Origin of the sequence: Maribacter sp. TH_r10 (genome assembly GCF_033101095.1) — a bacterium.
GTDB classification, from domain to species: Bacteria; Bacteroidota; Bacteroidia; order Flavobacteriales; family Flavobacteriaceae; genus Maribacter_A; species Maribacter_A luteus.
In genome coordinates, this window is the sequence record NZ_JAWMPY010000001.1 from 460219 (window position 1) to 480185 (window position 19967).

Below are 19967 nucleotides of genomic sequence, written 5' to 3' on the forward strand. Positions count from 1 at the left end.
CTATTTTTAGAAACACCAACTTCAATAATTCTTTAGATTTTCTTTTTAGGAAATTTCCATTCTACTATCTGTATTTACCAATAAATTTTACTCTGGCCTATTTGGGGTATTCCCAAAAAACTTTTCCTACAAGAAGGCAAATCGTTTGTAATCCAACGGTTAACGAATTTATTAACCTTGGGCAATTAGCGTTTCACAACATAAAACCATTGAACTACAACATTAAATTTTAGGGCTCACTATTAAGGGTAATATTTGTTAGTGGTAGTTTTCGGTGATCCATTTTCGGAACATTTGGAACTACTGAAATCTAGACTCAACTGAATACCGTTAGAACCAAACTTACTGACCTAATGAAAATAAAGTCGCCCAGAATACCGTTATTAGCATTTTTTCTCTTTTTAGGTATCTATACATCATTTTCTCAAGTTAAAAACGATTTTGATGTTCGTTACGAAGCGGATATACGAGGTGAAATCACCTTTGTTGGCAATAACATTGTTAACAGACAGGTAGACCCCCATTGGGAAGGTGCTTGGGAAAGATGGGGATGGTGGTGGATATGGAACCCTCAAGCTAATTGGATTCCAGACACAATAAGTCCTAATACGCCTTATAATCTAACCGGAAATTCATCCGAAGCAAACGATAACCTCAACATGCAATATATTGATGTTGATAGCGACCCCAGTACTTTCAGCTCTAGTAGTGCCACTTTGGATATACCCGATGAAGGTTGCTCACTTGTGCGCTATGCAGGTTTATATTGGTCCGCCGTTTACGTGAATTCGGATAGAAGCAATATCGATAATATAAAATTCCAAGTGCCAGGTGGTACTTATCAAGATATCACCGCAGATGAAATTCTTTTTGACGGGGCCGGTGATACCGATTTCGGTTATTATAGTCCGTATGCCTGTTATAAAGATGTAACTTCGATTGTTTCCGGGCTTGCTAATCCCGATGGGGAATATTTCGTTGCCAATGTACTTGCCAGCTCTGGAAGTAGTATTTCCGGAGGTGTTTCCGGTGGTTGGAACTTGGTAATCGTTTATGAAAACCCAAACCTGCCCGGTAGTAAATTCATTACGACTTTTGATGGGTATGCCGGGATTGCCTCAGCAGCCCCGGATGTAGATATCCCTATCAGTGGTTTTACAACCCTTCCGGCACCTTTTAATGTAAATGCCAACATCGGTATCGCTGCCCTTGAGGGGGATAATCAGATTCGTGGTGATGGTTTGGAAATCAACGCAAATGGTTCTTTTAGCGCCCTTAATAGCACACAAAATCCGGCTAACAACTTTTTCAATTCGAACATTACCATTGATCCGGATATTGTAATGACCCGGAATCCGAACAGTATAAACACTCTAGGTTGGGACGTAGATTTATTCCCGGTTACCAATAGACCTAATAATAATGTTATACCCAACGATGCCACAAGTGCAACGTTAAGGCTTAGCTCTACCCAAGACAAATACGATGTATTCTTCACCTCTTTTGATGTTGAGATTATTGAACCTAATATTGTATTGGAGAAGAAAGTAAACACCCCTGGAGGTGTTGATATTACGGGACAAGGAGTGCATTTGGGACAAACGTTGGACTATGTGCTTTCTTTTCAGAATATCGGTAATGATGATGTAGATGGTTATGTAATCAGGGATGTTCTTCCTGTAAACGTTTCGCCACCCAATGGTGTTGATTTTGTAGATTCCGATTTTGTTCTCCCTACAGGCGTAACTTACACCTATGATACCATAACCCATACCGTGGAATTTTCTATTCCAAATAACCTAGTGGAGCAAGGCTTAACCCCTTATTCCATTCGTATGCGGGTAAAAGTGGCCGAAAACTGTTTCGATTTTGTCGACGCCTGTTCCGACCTAATCCAGAATTTAGCTTACTCTACCTATCATGGAGTGGAAAATACGGCCCAAATTACCGATGACCCCAGTGTCACGGATTTTGATGCTTGTGGATTTGTTGTCCCAGGAGCTACCAACTTTTTATTGGATGATCTTTCCGATTGTAATTTCTCCCGTACCGTTGAGCTTTGTGGTACAGAGGCTATCCTAGATGCCGGTGATAACTTTGATGGTTATGTGTGGGTAAGGGACGATAACGGGAACAACCTTTTTGATTCTACGGATACCGTAATTACCGATGGTGATCCAGATAACGACCCGAGTACCATGTCGGTAACTGAGGTTGGGACGTACATAGTTGATAAAATAGCAACCGATCCCTGTAAAGGCTTTAAAGAAATAATCACCGTTGTACCTTATGGCTCTGGCACTATTCCTAACCCGGTAATTGAATATTTCAATTCCGTAAATAGTGATACCGACCCTTCCAATGACCTGGCCGGGGAAATTGTGCAATGTAGTGTTGATAATGATCTACTTCCAAAATTATTCCTTTGTGGAGTAGGGGATACAAGACAAATACAAGTAAACATTCTAGATGCCCAGAGCATTGTTTGGGAAAAACTGGACGAAGGTAGTTGTAGCGATGCCGGCGATGACTGTGCCAATAAAAACCTTAGTTGTACTTGGAGCCCGGAAGGAACAGGAAATAATTATCTCGTAACTAGTGAAGGTAAATATCGTTTGTCGGTAACCTACCAAAATGGATGTACCAGTCGTTTTTACTTCAACGTATTCCAAAATACATTGGATATAGAATACACCAACAACGACATCATTTGTACCACTCCAGGTAATATAACCATCACCAATCTAGGTGCGGGTTATGGGTATCAATTGGTTGATGATGCTACTGGTAACATCTTAATTCCTTTTAGTGCCAACAATGGTCCTAGTTTCGATTTTGGAACTGGGGAAAACGGTGCTTATAGGGTACAGGTAACACAATTGGACAATGCCGGAGACCCAATTGATGATGCTTGTATATTCGAAACGCCGGTTATCGGTATTGTTGAAAGGGATGTACAATATGAAGTAGAGGTTACCCCCGCGAACTGTACCGTTCTAGGAACGGCGACCATTCGGGTTACCAATGCCGATGCCAACTATGAATATGAAATTCGATTGGATGATGGTTCAAATAGCGGTCAAGGAACCTTGGTAGATAGCGAATCTGCCCAAACCAACAATAATTTCACCTTTACAGGTCTTAATCCAGGTGATTACATTGCTGTTGTTCGTACCGATGACGGATGTAGCTACAGCGAACAAATCACGATTATCGATGAAAATGATCTGAACTTGGATGCCCGGGTACTTCAAGCCATTACTTGTGATCCAGGAACCATACTTATGGAATCAACAGGTGGACAAGCCCCTCATGTATACGCTATTTGGGAATATGTGAATGAAAGCGGAACAACAGTAACTTCATACGCAACGATAAATGATATTCCGTCAACCGAATTCCAAACCAATACCACTTTCGAAGTACTCGCTCCTGGCGATTACACTTTTGTTGTAGTTGACGACAATAACTGCCCGGTTTTCTCTAATATGGTTTCGATTGAACTACGGCCAGCTGCTGAATATGACCCTGTTACCATTACCGATGTACAATGTTTCGGTGACACAACAGGTGAAATCCAATTCAATTTAACTGATGACCATGGTTACGCTATAACCTATTTCTTGAGTGATGATACCGATACCCCAATAAGCTCCAACAATTCCGGCAATTTTACGGGATTGGCTGCCGGTAATTATTCGGTTCGTATCAATCAAACTTTTGGTACTGCCTCATGCGATTATACCGAGGATATTACCATTGGTTCACCAACAGCTGCATTGAATGCTATTAGCGCTATAGTTCAAGATTATACTTGTTTACAAGATGCCATTATCGAAGCCCAGAACGTAACTGGGGGAACCGCGCCTTATTCCTACAGTATTGACGGTGTTACATTTATTCCCGATACAACTCCAAACGCCCATAGGTTTGAGAATTTGACCAATGGCACCTATACCATCACGGTTAGGGATGCCAATGGATGTACGTTCGCAACCCCTGCCATTACGATAGAACCTCTAAATGAGCCTAGCGACCTGACATTTACCGCTACGGCCCCGAATTGTCCTACCCAGACTTCAGATGTTACCGTTACCGTAATAGACGGGAATACACCTTATGTTTTTGATATTATTGCTCCTTCATCCATAGCTGCTACTTCCACATCCGGAACGACAGCTGGTTTTGACGGACTTGCACCAGGTACGTATACCTTTAGGGTCACTGACAACAAAGGATGTACGTACACAGAAGACTTTACCATTACTCCTGTATCACCAATTACGGTTGCAGGCACCTTGGTCAATAATGTTACCTGTGTAGGGGCTTCAGAAGGGGCTGTTGACTTTACCGTAAATGGTTTTTCAAGCAGCTACTCTTACAGCATTGACGGTGCCACTTCAATAACTGCACAAACTGCAAACACTATTAACCTTACGGGGCTTTCTGCAGGCGATTATACCATTATCGTCACCGATGAGGTAACCAACTGTACCGACACACAGACCATAACCGTAAACGAACCAACGGATTCATTGGCTTTTACTTTTAATGTTACCCCACTGGCTTGTACGGCAGATGGTTCAGTAACCATCACAGCAACCGATGGTTGGGGCGGCTATTCCTATGAAATTACACAACCCGATGCCGTTGTCCTTGGTCCACAATCCAGTAATGTATTTTCCGGACTTAATCAAACCGGAATACATACTATTCAAGTAACAGACGCCGGAGGATGCGTTGTAACGGATACTTTTACCATTGACACACCAACTAACCCAACGATATCACTTGACGCCACTACGGACCTTTGTTTTGATCCAGCGAGTGGAGTAAGCCTAATTGCAACAACAACAAACGGAGTTGCTCCCTATTCTTATAGTTTGAACGGAGGGCCAACGCAGACCGGAAATGTATTCAATAACTTGACACCGGGCTCTTATACGGTTGTAGTTACCGATGCTTATGGATGTACTGCCACCTCCAATACGGTAATAATAGAACCACAATTATCGGTTTCCCCAGTTCTTACCAAAGAATTGGATTGCACGACCTCACCGGATGCAGTCATTGATGTTACCATAAATGGTGGTTATTCCACTTTTTCATATCAAGTAAATGGCGGCGCAAGCATCCCAGTTACAGGTAATACATTTACCTATACAACTGCTGTGGATGGTTCCTATACCTTCTTGATAACCGATAGCGAAGGTTGTACAGCGGAAACAACAGTAGTCATAGACCCTATTACAAATCCAACAGCAACAACGAACCCAGCCAATCCAACTTGTAATGGACTTGCAGACGGAAGCGTTGAAGTGGTTATCGATTCCAACATTGGAACAGCACCTTATCAGGTTGATTTTAATGGTGGGGGACTTTCATCGCAAACGCTTTACACAGGACTGGCTGCAGGTACCTATAATTACATTGTACAGGACAGCAAAGGATGTACTTTCAGCGGAAGTGTCACCTTAACAGCTCCTGACTCCATAACTGCGGATGCAGTATTGACACAATCCTATACTTGCTTGCAAACAGGTACTATTCAAGCTCAAAATGTTTCCGGTGGAACCCCTGGTTACATGTACAGTATCGATGGTATTAATTTTGTGCCTTCGGATACCTTTACCGGACTTACCGATGGTACCTATACCATTACCGTAAGGGATGCCAACTTGTGCACCTTCGTTACGAATGTGGTCACGATATTGCCATTGGATCCCCCAACCGATATATCCTTTGTTGCCACACCTCCAAATTGCCCTACGGAAACTTCCGACGTTACCCTTACAGTAACAGGGGGTACAGGAGCAATTGCTTATGAAATTACAGCTCCAGCGGCTGCAACCACAAATATTTCAGGTGCAACTACTGGTGTTTTTGCCGGACTTGCTCCAGATACCTACACCTTCTTGGTCACTGATGCCAACGGTTGTACCTATAACGAAAATTATACGATAAACCCAGTTACCCCAATTGATGTTGTAGGGGTATTGGTCAACAATGTTTCCTGTATGGGAGCAGCTGACGGTGCGATAGACTTTACCGTAAGTGGCTTTACCACATCGTACCAATACACAATTAATGGTGGTACACCGGTAACAGGTCAAACAATTGCAACAATCAATCAAACCGGCCTGACCGCGCGTGATTACACGATTATAGTTACAGACGAAACAACGAATTGTACCAGCACCACAATGGTAACGGTGAATGATCCACCATCGGCATTGGTCATCGACAGTATTGTACCTACAGACCCAACATGCTTGGATTCTGGTTCGGTTACCGTTAATGTTTCGGGAGGATGGGGCAATTATTCTTATGAATTCATTGACCCAAGTTCGGTACACACAACGAATTCCACAGGAATCCTTAACGGGCTTACAGATACTTCCGCGGCCTATACGGTGAATGTTACCGATGCCAATGGATGTACGATTACCGATAGTTTTACATTAAATCCAGCCATTGCCCCAGTATTGAGCGTTAGTGCGAACAGTCTTTGTTATGACAGCACTACAGGACTTATATTGACCGCTAATGTTACTTCAGGCGGAACGGCTCCATTTCAATATAGATTGAATGGCGGAGCGTACCAAAGTGAAGCTGATTTTACTGGTTTGGCACCTGGAAGCCATACCGTTGAAGTAATAGATAGTAAAAACTGTTCTGCATCAGCCACTATCGATGTATTCCCAACCTTGGCAGCTTCTGCTAACTTGGTCAAAGATCTTGATTGTAGCGCAACACCGGATGCAGAAATTAGCATTTCCATCAGTGATGGAAATCCAACGTTCAATTATGAAGTACTACGGGATGGTAGCTCTGTACAAGCCAGTACAGCTGTTCCTTCCAATCCGTTCTCATATACCACCACCACGGCCGGTACATATGAATTTATAATCACTGATACGGAAAGTTGTACCGTGACCACAAATCAGGTGGTAATAACAGCCAATAATCCGCCTAACGTTGTTGAGGTCGTTGCCAACCCATTATGTACTACAAGTGCGGATGGTAGTGTAACCTTAAATATTACCGGAGGTACAGCACCTTATCAGATCGTATTCAATGGTAGTGCCCCTTCAACACAAACCACCTATGCCGGTTTGGCTGCAGGCACCTACAATTATACGGTTACCGATGCCAAAGGCTGTGTAACCAATGATAGCGTAGAATTATTTGCGCCACCGGCCCTTGTGCCAGGAACCATTGACGTTATTCAGGATTATACATGTATCAATACCTCAGCAACCTTACAAGTTATAAATTCCTCTGGAGGAACTCCAGGATACACCTATAGTTTGGATGGTATCAACTTCCAAGTATCGGATACTTTCAATACAGGAATTACAGCAGGCACTTATACCATTACCGTAAAAGATGTCAATGGTTGTATAGCAAATACCCCTGCTGTTGTAATAGATCCGCTGGACCCACCAACAGATATGACATTTGTTGCCACGGCACCAACCTGTCCTTCCATAAATTCGGATGTAACAATTACCGTTATTGACGGCAATGCACCATTTAATTATGAAATCACGGCTCCCGCTGCTGCAACTACCAATATAACAGGGGCAACAACAGGGGTGTTTACCAGTTTGGTTCCTGGAACATATACCTTCAAGGTAACCGATGCCAAAGGATGTGAATTGGAAGAAAGCTATACCGTGGTCGATATACCCCAAGTAACGGCTATATCCCAATTAACCAATAACGTAAGTTGTTTTGGTGCTACTGATGGTGCATTTACCTTTACTGTCAGTGATTTTGCAACTACCTATAGTTATACGGTTGAAAACAGTGCATCCACTGTTATACTATCGGATAATACAGTGAATACAATTACTCCTATTCCTGTTTCTGGTTATCCAGCTGATACGTATACGGTAACCATTACGGATGATACGACCAACTGTTCCGCAACGACCAGCATGGTTATCGAAAATCCGCCAGCTGCGTTGGATTTCACTTTTACCAATACACCTATTACCTGTATCCAAAATGGAAGTATTACCGTTACAGCCACAGATGGATGGGGAAGTTATGAATATCAATTGGAAAATACGGTTGGTCCTGCCATAGTGTATGCCTACCAAAGTTCAAATACATTTACCAATGTACCCGCAGGTACCTACAATATTTATGTACGTGATGCAGGTGGATGTATCGTTGACAAACCCATTACCTTAGACCCTGCTGAAACCCCGACAATTACGTTGGAACCAGCAACGGATTATTGCTATGATGGTACTGACCAAGCGTCATTGGTAGTAAGTATTACCGATGGAGTCGCTCCTTACACCTATACCATGAACGGTGGGGCACAAACAGCTGTCGTTGGTAATCCATTTACCATAGCGAACCTTACTCCAGGCACATATGATATTCAAGTTACAGATGCCTATGGTTGTGTGTCGAATGCGCTTAACGGTATCCTTATCGAGCCTCAATTGGCTGCAACTTCTATCTTAACCAAAGGATTGGATTGTACGGTTTCTCCAGATGCTGAAATTGATGTTACTATCACCAATGGATATTTACCCTATGCTTCCTATGAAGTAAGTACAAATAGTGGGGTGTCTTGGTCGGCGCCTGTTGCCATTGTAGGTAATAGTTTTACATATTCTGCAAGTGTCGATGGAACATATGACTTTAGAATTACAGATAATAACGGATGTACCGTAATAACACAAACGGTAGTAAGCCCTATTGTATATCCCGTAATTACATCTCTGGTACAGACCGTGGATATTCTATGTAATGGGGATTCCGGAGCTACGATTAATGTTAATTTGGATAACACCCAAGGAACGGCACCTTTTACTATTTCAGTACTCAACACCACTACAGGAACCAACTATGGAGCACAAACAGCTGGATTACCATCAGGTACATATGAAGTAACCGTAACCGATTCCAAATCTTGTACGGATATGAAAACCATAATCATATTGGAGCCAGATCCAATAAATTATGATATTAATCTTGTGCCAATTACCTGTAACACGGCACTGGGAACAGACCCAGGTTCCATTACCGTGGAAAACTTAACAGGAGGTACTGCGGAATATACGTACTACTTAACTGGGAATAACGGATACTCGGCAAACTATGTAACTACCGCAGGTGGTGAGGACCATACATTCGCTATTCTAGAATTCGGTATATACGAGGTAGATGTGGTAGATTCAAATGGATGTTCTTTAGTAACAACGAATATTATCGCATCCCCACCGGATGATCTGGATATTGATGTCTCAGCGTTAACCGCTGATTGCTCTACAGGAGGTACGGCAATAGTTACCGTTAGTACAGCAATTTTAGGAACTGATTATACATTCGGGATATTAGATAGTTTTAGTGCCCCATATGCCTCAACTTTTTATCCACCAGATACACCTGGCGGACCAACAAGAACCTTTACAAATTTAACCCCCGGTATAACCTATACCTTTGTAGTTCATGACAATACAACACATTGTGATTATTTTGAAAGTGCTACGGCACCTATAGACTCACCTTCCGGACTTACTTCTAATTTAGATGTTGTTTCCAATATAACATGTACGGGAAGTGCAAACGGAAACGTAAGTTTTACTTTCGATAATTATGACGCTGGAGCTACCTCTGTAAATTATGAGATATTCAATGCACAATCGAATATCACTACCGGTATTTCCGCATCTGCCAATGTAAATCCACCTGCAGTTGGTACAGGTGTTTCAATCTTGAACTTAGGCCCATTACCAAGAGGGGTCTATTATATTCTTTTTTCTGAAGTAGGTGGAGCATACAATGGTTGTACGGTAACTTCGGATCAATTTACCATTACTGAGTCTACCAATTTACTTGAAGTAGATGCAACAGTTGACCAAGATGATAATTGTAATGTGAATGCCGGTCAAATTTCGGCTGTAGGCCAATATGGTACGGCACCTTATGAATATCAACTTACTCTATCAACAGATCCTGCCCCAACCGTTTCAACTTGGGTCGGAAATAGCACAAATACCTTCAATGTTGAAAGTGGTGATTACATTGTGTATATAAAGGATGCCAATAATTGTATTCAATCAGATGCTGTAACGGTTATTACCGATCCTTCCCCATTAATAAGCGTAGCTTCCACTAATCTATGTACGGCCAATGAAGGTGCCTTTGATGTTGATATCACCTTGGATGCGGTTGGTATGTCTCCTTATACCATCAGTGTAGATGGTGCTGCACCTCAAGCAAGTAGTTTGAGTTTGGTTGGAGATACCATGACGATATCCAATTTGAGTTCTGGTAACCACACCTTCACCATATCCGATGTCAATGGTTGTGGAGAAACTGAGAATATCACTATTTATCCTCCTTTGGATCTAAGTGCGAACATCACGGCTGCCGACAACTGTGACCCTGCCAATTCCGGTGAGGTAACAATTACCGCAAATGGAGGTTCAGGCAATTATAGTTACACCCAGATTACCCCTGCAGGACCTACCCAGGTTTCAGGCGTATTTACCGGACTAACACATTCCATCGCTTATACGTTTGAAGTGGAGGATACCACTACCCATTGTACTACCCCAGTAACTATAACGTTACCAGCTCCTGTAAATCCAACATTTACTTTGGCCGCTACCGATGTAAGTTGTTTTGGAGGAACCAATGGTAGCATAACCGTAACATTGGATGCCGGAAACATCGATGTTCCTTATGAATATAGTTTGGATGGAGGTACAACAACACAGCCTTCCAATGTCTTTACCGGACTTTCACAAGGGACCTACAATGTAACCGTAATCTCAGCCAAAGGTTGTGAGGATGTTAAATCAATTGATGTAGATGAACCTACCCAATTGGATATTTCCGCTTCGGCTTCAGCCTTTAGTTGTAATGATACGGCCAGTACGATTACCGTAACAATCAATGATGCCACTCCTGGAAATCCATCGGGAACAGGACCTTATGTCTATAGCTTTGATAATGGTCTTAATTTCCAAGCAGGAAATACCTACCAGGTACCTTTTGGATCGCCCGATGTAAATGTTGTCGTAAGGGATGCCAATGGTTGTTCGGATACTGAAGTAGTTGTTATTCCGGCCATGCAGGAAGTTATGGCTTCAATCAACCAAACACAGGTTATTGATTGTTCCAATGGAGCGGAAATAATAGAACTTGTACCATCAAATGGTTCAGGTACCTATACGTATGCGGAACTTCCAAGTGGTAACCCAGTGGCAGATCCCACAAATATTGTATTGACTGCTCCTGGAACCTATGTTTACGAAATCACGGATACCGTAACAAACTGTTCGGTCATCGTTGAACATATCATTGCTCCCTATAACCTAATCGATGTTACAGCTACCATGGTATCGGATGCTACTTGTAGTGATAGTTTTGATGGGGAAATAAGTGTTACCCTAACAGGTTACACAGGAACGTTCAACTATCAAGTATTGGATAATACCGGTGCTCCTGTAGTTGGTGCTTCCGGTACGGATACTGCCCTTGCAGACCCATATACTTTTACAGCATCCTCAACGCTAGACGCAGGTACCTATACCGTACAGATTACCGAAACCGCTTATCCTGAATGTGTTGCCACTTCGAATAGTGTAACCATCGATGCCCCAGAGCCATTAGTGTTGAACTTACTTGGTAATATAAATGCCAATTGTAACGAAACCAACGCTATTGTTACTATGCAAGCAACAGGTGGTACCGCTCCATATTCATATGGTGCGGCCATAAGTGGAGCCGGTGACCCTGGTGTTTATCCTTTTGACAACACCGTGGAATTGGATCCTACTACAAGTTTAAATTGGGATATATATGTCCAAGATGCCAATGGTTGTGTCATTGCAGTTCCTTATGCCATAACCGTCGCCACAGATACAACACCAGACATTTCACTAGCCATAGTTGATGCTTGTGCCGATGAAGGGGATTTCGGTATCATCGTTTCATTGGATGCCATAAATACAGGGGTAGCACCATATACCATGAGTATCAATGGAAGTGCTTTCCAAAGCATTGCCAGTTTCCCTTATACCTATACAGGTCTCACCGCAGATGTGTATTCCATAGAGATCAGGGATGCCAATAACTGTAGTGAAACTGAAGCTATTACCATTGATGCTGAATTAACAGCAAACGCTATGGTGGTTTCCCAACCAACATGTACTACTAACGATGGTGTAATCGAATTTACCGTAAATGGTGGCTCTGGTTCGTTTACCGCCGAATTGTTACGCTCGGATTTAACCACGACCGGAATAGCCGCAACAGGAAACCAATTTACGGGAGTTGCTTTTGGTGACTATATCGTAAGGGTTACCGATGATACATTAGGAACCCCTAACTGTAGTGTTGATGTTCCAATTTCTTTGGAAGAACCAACCCCAGTTACCCTGAACACCACCCAGAAAACAGATATTACCTGTTTCGGTGCTGCCAATGGAACGATTACGGTTAGTTTGGTTACTCCTTCAACAGGGGTAAATGATAATCCACCGTATTCCTATACAATAGATAATGGTTCAGATCCCGCTATCACAAATAATACCGGTAGTTTCACAGGTCTTGACCAAGGAACTTACGCTATTACAGTTACCTCGGAAAGAGGTTGTATAGCTACTGACAGTATTACCATTGATGAACCTACGGAATTGGTTATCACTGCAAGTGCCACGGATTTTGCCTGTGCTCCAGATAACACGGTCAATGTTTCAGTATTGACCATAGACGTACCAACTACGGGAACTGCTCCTTATACGTATAGCATTGATGGAGCAAATTTCTTTACAACAAATACCTTCAATCTAATTGATACGGGAGCAACACAAACGATTACGGCAACCGTAAGGGATGCCAATGGTTGTTCTGATTTCGATACGGTTACCATAAACCCATTACCAACCATAACCGATGTTACCGTTAGCCAACAAACGGCTATAACTTGTGCCAATGATGAAGTTGCACGAGTGACAGTTACCGGTGGTTCAGGTGATTTCACTTTTGAATTGTTACCAACAGGTAGTGCGCCAGTGCAAACGCCAGGAGCAGGAAACTATTCTGCCGACTTTACGTTGACAACCCCAGGGGATTATACCTTCAGGGTAACCGATAATGTGACCGGTTGTTATTTCACCACTGCTCCATATACTATTGCTCCTTACGACCTTATTGAGGTTGTCGCAACTCCTGTTTCTCCAGTGACTTGCTTCGGGGACAATGATGGGGTTATGGAAATCAATGTTACTAACTATAATGGAAACTATTCGTATGAGGTCTTCAACAGTGATGGAACATCAACTTTAATTACCAATACGGGTGTAGCTCCAGGTATCTTAAGCATAGCTGGATTGCCCGCAGGAAACTTCTATGTGGTTCTTACTGCAACGGATACCCCGTTCTGTCCGGCTACATCGAACACCATTACCATAGGATCACCTGATGCTGCTGTTCATCTTGTTGAGCTAAGCAATATCAACGCGAATTGTATTATTGGTGCCCAAGTAAGTGTACAAGCGACAGGAGGAACTCCAGGATATACCTATGCATTTGTCCCAACGACTACCTCACCAACAGGATTGTACACCTCAAATGCAAGCGCCATTCTAACGCCAGCCTCATATCCTGCAGCTTATGACGTATATGTACAGGATTCTAGAGGTTGTACCGATATGATAACCATAAACGTAGATGAAGATCCTATGCCTACGGTAACGGCACCTCCTTATGCAACTGACCAATGTACCTCCAACGGAACATCCTATACATTTACCGTAATTGGTAGTGCTGGAATTGCACCACTTGAATACAGTATTGGAAACGGATATCAGTCTAGCGATACATTCACTGTAACTGCACCTGGAACTTATACCGTTACCGTAAGGGATGCCAACGGATGTACAGGAACCGATACCATAGAGATTTTACCGCCACTTGGTTTAACACCTGCTGCAACAGTACAGCCTAGTTGTGCCCTTAATGATGGTGTAATTACTATTACAGGAACTGGCGGGTCCCTAAATTATGAATATGACCTTTTAGATAATGGTGGTACAAGTCTGACAGGTGGAGTTAGACAGGCATCCAATGTCTTTAACTCACTTGCCCCTGGTACTTATACAGCTTTAGTTTATGATACCAGTGCTTCAGGTTGTGATGCACAAGCCCCAATTACCCTTGAAACACCTACACCAGTTGTATTTACTTGGAACAAAGAAGATGTTTCCTGTAATGGAGGTGCTGACGGATCAATCGAGATAATCCTTGCTCCTTCCAATGATAATCCACCGTATACCTATACTTTGGATGATGGAACGAACCCACCAACGGTACAGACCAGTAACTTATTCACTGGTTTGCCCCAGGGAACCTATGATATTACGGTAAGTTCCGGCAAAGCATGTTCAGATACACAACAGGTGGTAATTGATGAACCTCTTGCCGTTGATGTAACCGCAACAGCAACTGATTTTGCCTGTAATCCTAATAATACGGCATCGAGTTCAGTTATTACTGCAACCGGTATAGATGGTACAGCACCTTATACCTTCAGTATTGATGGTACCAATTTCTTTACTTCGAATACTTTTACCATATTGGATACTGGTTCTACACAGACCATTACGGTAACCATAAAAGATGATAATGGTTGTACGGATACGGCATTAGTGACCATTGAACCATTGAACACATTTACTGCTACGGTTAGCACAATTACCGATATTTCTTGTGCAGGACCTGAACAAGTGTTGATAACCGTGAATGACAATGGTGATGTGGCCAATACATATACTTATGAATTGTTGCCAATAGGAAACCCTAACGGCACTGAAGTGGCAACAGCATTGAATACAACAACACAGTTTGATCTGACTGCCGTAGGTAGTTATACGTTCCGTATTACGGATACAACAACCGGATGTTATGTTGATACACTGCCTTATGAGATAGCGCCTTATGATTTGATCGAGGTAACCGCAGTTTCTATAGATCCGGTTATTTGTTTTGGTGATGGCAATGGTTCAATAGAATTAACTATTGATGGCTATGCAGGAACTTACGATTATCAAGTCTTTGATAGTAACGATAACCCTATTGGATCTTCGGTAAGTACTGATACAAGTGTAAATCCAAGAATGATTACCGGACTTTCAGGTGGTAACTATTATATAACGGTTACCGAAACCGCTGCTCCTTTATGTTCTGATGAAACGAATATTGTTACCATTTCATCGCCCGATATGGCGTTGACCGAGACAACAACTGTTCTTAATGGGGTTGAATGTACCGATGATCAAGGGGAAGTAAGGGTGAACCCTACAGGAGGAATAGCTCCTTATGATATTACCTTGACCAATACCACAACAGGGGATTCCTCCGGTACTTTGAATGATGTAACCGGTGCAATATTCTCAGGCCTGTCTGCTGGTGACTATAGCGTTACCATAGTAGATGCAGGAGGTTGTTCCATTACAAATGCGTATCCGGTTTTATTGGATATGCCAACACCAGTAACAGCAAATGCCACTCCGTTAAGCACTGCATTAACATGCTATGGCGATACCACGGGGAGCGTTTCCGCTGTGAATGTATTGAACGGAAGTGGAAACTATGAATACCAATTGAACTATTACGATGCTTCAGGTACGACTATTGAATTTACTTCGGGACAGCAAAGTAGCAGTGATTTCACAGATCTAGGCGCAGGTATCTATAGTATTACTGTTTCCGATGGATGGAACTGTGATGTGGAAACCAATCAGGTTACCATTACAGAGCCTACCCTTATTGAAGCAACATTGATCCGTACCGATCCTTTGACCTGTGCAACGGGAGTAGAATTCGAATTAAGTGCCACAGGCGGAAGCGGTGTTTATGAGTACAGCTTGGATAATATTACTTTTAGTCCTATGACCAGCAATCCAATGCCTTTACCGGAAAGTGGTATGCTAGGCTCGGGATCACACCAGTACTATGTACGTGATCTAGGAGGTGCTTGTGAATCTGTACGTTCCAATGCCATAACTGAAACAGCGATTGTACCCCTTGCGTTGACCGTAGACACGTCAGCCGCTGTGATCAATTGTAATGGTGAGGCTACGGCGATCATCTATGCCAGTGCAACAGGTGGTTTAGGTAACTATCAGTATGAATTGTATACCGATGCATCCTTGAGCATTGCAACACGCGTAGCCGGTCCTCAAGGTTCCGGTAAGTTCACTGGACTTCCGGCAGGTACCTATTACGTGAATGTAACCAGTGAGGATTGTACCACTCCGGCAGAGGAAGTTATTATTACCCAACCAGAACCGTTGACCTATACCGAAGAGGTTGTAGATGTCAGTTGTTTCAGTGATACCAATGGTAGTATTACCGTTACCCTTTCGGGTGGTTCAGGTGGATATCAATATGCGATTTCCCCTAACCTTAACCAATTCGACACGGAAAACACCTTTACCGATTTGGCACCTGGTGACTATACGGTTATTGCCCAAGATATGAACGGATGTTTCGAAGTCTTGGAATACACTATAGGCCAACCGGAAATGTTACAAGTTTCAGGCACTTCAACTCCAGAGATTTGTGTAGGTGAAGCCAACGGAACAATTTCCGTATCGATAACAGGAGGTACTGCCCCATATAGCACCAGTCTAAATGATAAATCGAACTTTGTACAAGACCAGTTCGATTTTACAGATGTCGCTGCAGGTAGTTACTTGCTATTCGTTAGGGATGCCAATGGTTGTGAGGACAATATCATTGTTGAGGTTGGCGCAGGTGAAAACCTTAATGCCACTGTTGAACCTATATATGAATGTACCGGTGATACCCCAAACAATTATATTGTAGTAACCTTGGAAGATCCTTCCATTGCCGGTGATGTATTATATGCATTGGATTCAACTGATCCAGCTGATATGCAATTGACCCCTGACTATAGCAATTTGGCACCTGGAACACATTCATTGACCATTGCCCATAGTAATGGTTGTGTAAATACCGTCGAATTTGAAATTCAAGGATTTGAACCATTGACCTTGGTATTGGAAAACAACAACATCAACGAAATAACAGCAATTGCCACGGGAGGAAGCGGTGAATACACGTTCTACTTCGGAGATAAGGACAATGGTGACGATAACACATACATCATCAATAGAACTGATACTTATGTAGTTAGGGTCGTTGATGGGAACGGTTGTGAGGTCATAGCCAATATTGCCATGGAATTCATAGATATTGAAATTCCAAACTTCTTTACGCCTAATGGTGATGGAGAAAATGATAAATGGATACCCGATAATATTGAGGCTTATCCAGAGATACTAATTAAAATTTATGATCGTTATGGTAGAGTAGTTGAAGACAATGTAGTAAGTAAAAACGGATGGGATGGTATATATCATGGTGCCGAACTACCAACTGGTGATTACTGGTACATAATTAAACTACAAGGAGAATCAGACGATCGAGAATTTATTGGTCACTTTACCCTATATCGCTAAACTTAACCTAATACGATAATGCGTACAAATTTTATAACAGTTCTGCTTCTTGTAAGTGCTTTTTTCGCAAAGGCCCAAGAACTTACGATACCCCAACTTTCACAGTATTTGGCAGATAACCCTTTTGTAATGTCCCCGACCTATGCAGGTATTGGTGATCATGTAAAAATTCGTGTAAACGGACTTACACAATGGGTAGGTATAGAAGATGCCCCAGACACCCAATCATTGGCCGCCGATATGCGTATTGGTGAAAGATCGGGAATCGGTGCACTTTTGTATAATGATAGTAATGGCGAAACCAAACAAAGAGGTGCCCGATTGTCATTTGCCCATCACTTAACCCTAGATCGTTATGATGATGAGTTTCTGTCTTTCGGATTGTCGTATAACTTCAATCAATTTAGAATAGATATTGAAAATTTCGATGCATTGGATCCCAGTGTAACCGATGATAGGGCCACGACCAACCACAACTTTGACGTTGGGGTCATGTATCGCTATGACAAGTTTTACTTCAGTTTGAATGCTTCTAATATTTTGAATAAGGATCTTACCAAATTCAATCCTGTATTTGAACCTAATACCTTACGTAATTATTATGCATATACGGGGTATAGATATACCAAGAACAAGAACAGTAGAATGGAAATAGAACCTTCGGTTTTCTTCCAACTTTTTGAAAGTGATGGTAGATCGGTGACCGATTTGAACGTAAAATTCAGATGGTACGATTTTGAGGATTATTATTATGCAGGGGTAACTTATCGTTTCTTGAACGACCAGATTGGTGATCCACTGTATATTGCTCCAATCGTGGGACTTAAAAAGAATAATTTTTATTTTGGTTACTCTTATCAGATTATCCTGAACGAAATACTTGGCTATAGTACAGGAACCCATGTTATAACATTAGGTGTAGACCTTTTCCAAGGAATCAGTAATTGTAGGTGTACGTACTAAATAGAATCAAGCAATAAAACCGATTCGCTTCAATGAAATTAGGGAATATTACTAAACTAAAATTGGCATTTTTGAGACCTTTTCTCATTAGATTGATTTAATTTTGCCAGAAATTTTTAGTAAACCAATGGGGATAATAAAATTAACGAATATTCGGTTACATGCCCAACACGGGTGTTTGGAAGAGGAAAGTATCATCGGCAGTGAATATCGTGTTGATATTTCTGTAAAGACAGATTTAAAGAAAGCCGCCGTATCGGATAATCTTATTGATACCGTTGATTATGTTCATATAAACCGCATCGTTAAAGAGGAAATGGGTATTCCTTCCAAATTACTTGAACATGTAGCAAAAAGAATCATAGATAGGGTATTAAAGGAATTAATAACTGTTTCAAAAATAAAAGTAGCCGTCTCTAAAATAAATCCCCCAATAGGTGGTGATGTTGAAATGGTGACTACGATTTTACGTTCTAAAAGATCATAAACAATAGTTTTGAAACCTAAGAATAAGATGCTACCTTTGCACTTCCAAAACTAAAATGGCATCGTGGCCGAGTGGCTAGGCACAGCTCTGCAAAAGCTTGTACAGCGGTTCGAATCCGCTCGATGCCTCTTTAAACTCCTTAAGTTTTTAAAGAGTCTTTTTGAAATTGATGGATTAGCTTCAAAATTTCAACCTCCAAAAATGGCATTGTGGCTGAGTGGCTAGGCTAGGCCCCGCAAGGGCTTATACAGTGGTTCGATTCCATTCGATGCCTCTTAAAAAAACCTCCTTTTTCAAGGAGTTTTTTTTATTTTAAACTATTCCCTTATCTGTTCAATCTGCTCAATTCCTTTTTCAATATTGAATTTATCTTTTGGTAAAAATCCTTTTGTAATAAGGACCAAACCACAAATGATGAGTATTATTCCCAAACCTTTTTTAATGCGAGAGATTCTTTTATAGGTAAGTTTTCTTTTTAATTGTTTTGCCAATAATATCTTAAAGATATCGGTGGTTAAGTAAGCTCCCAACATGGCCGCAAAGAAAACAACAATACGATTGGGGTCATTGTTTAAACTAGGCCCTACTACGATAATAATACCCAACCAGAACACAAGTACTCCTATATTGATGAAATTCAATAAAAATCCCTTTACGAACAAACTTAGATAATCGCTCTTTTTAGTTCTTAATGAAGGTTTAGATTTTTTTACATCGGTTTTAAAATACGTAGTAATACCGTAGACCAATAATATTACCCCACCAAAAACATACAGACCAGGTTGATTACTTAAATTCTCGAGTAGTTGGAAACTACTGAAATAAGCTAACGTTAAAAAAAGAATATCGGCCAATATAACACCTATATCAAAAGACAAAGCTGCCCTAAATCCTTTAACGGCACTGGTTTCCAAAAGCACGAAAAACACCGGACCGATCATAAAGCTCAATAAAAAGCCCAACGGAATCGCTGCTTGTATATCATCTAACATTAG

The 19967-nt window shown here is 41.7% G+C and carries 4 protein-coding genes and 2 tRNA genes; 5 read left to right on the forward strand and 1 reads right to left on the reverse strand.

The window, feature by feature from the left end; all coding sequences use genetic code 11:
- Window positions 1-353 precede the first annotated feature (353 nt).
- The 5 genes from R3X28_RS01955 to R3X28_RS01975 all read left to right on the forward strand — a co-directional run bounded on the left by R3X28_RS01955 (window position 354) and on the right by R3X28_RS01975 (window position 19246).
- On the forward strand, window positions 354-17522 hold the full coding sequence (locus R3X28_RS01955) for a T9SS type B sorting domain-containing protein (protein WP_317661997.1): 17169 nt from the start codon (window positions 354-356) through the stop codon (window positions 17520-17522).
- An 18-nt stretch (window positions 17523-17540) separates the two neighbouring features.
- On the forward strand, window positions 17541-18485 hold the full coding sequence (locus tag R3X28_RS01960) for a type IX secretion system membrane protein PorP/SprF (RefSeq protein WP_317661999.1): 945 nt from the start codon (window positions 17541-17543) through the stop codon (window positions 18483-18485).
- 127 nt (window positions 18486-18612) lie between these two features.
- Window positions 18613-18972, forward strand: coding sequence for a dihydroneopterin aldolase (gene folB / locus R3X28_RS01965; protein ID WP_317662001.1), 360 nt, complete (start codon window positions 18613-18615; stop codon window positions 18970-18972).
- A 57-nt stretch (window positions 18973-19029) separates the two neighbouring features.
- Window positions 19030-19100, forward strand: a tRNA-Cys gene (locus R3X28_RS01970).
- 75 nt (window positions 19101-19175) lie between these two features.
- Window positions 19176-19246: transfer RNA gene (locus R3X28_RS01975), tRNA-Cys, on the forward strand.
- Window positions 19247-19289: 43 nt separating this feature from the next.
- Here the strand turns inward: R3X28_RS01975 and R3X28_RS01980 are convergent.
- Window positions 19290-19964, reverse strand: coding sequence for a LysE family translocator (locus R3X28_RS01980; RefSeq protein WP_154366104.1), 675 nt, complete (start codon window positions 19962-19964; stop codon window positions 19290-19292).
- Window positions 19965-19967 lie beyond the last annotated feature (3 nt).

Bases quoted from the DNA above. Each gene is read 5' to 3' on its own strand.
- R3X28_RS01955 (WP_317661997.1), top strand. From the start codon at position 354: ATGAAAATAAAGTCGCCCAGAATACCGTTATTAGCATTTTTTCTCTTT.
- R3X28_RS01980 (WP_154366104.1), bottom strand. From the start codon at position 19,964: ATGTTAGATGATATACAAGCAGCGATTCCGTTGGGCTTTTTATTGAGC.
- R3X28_RS01960 (WP_317661999.1), top strand. From the start codon at position 17,541: ATGCGTACAAATTTTATAACAGTTCTGCTTCTTGTAAGTGCTTTTTTC.
- folB (WP_317662001.1), top strand. From the start codon at position 18,613: ATGGGGATAATAAAATTAACGAATATTCGGTTACATGCCCAACACGGG.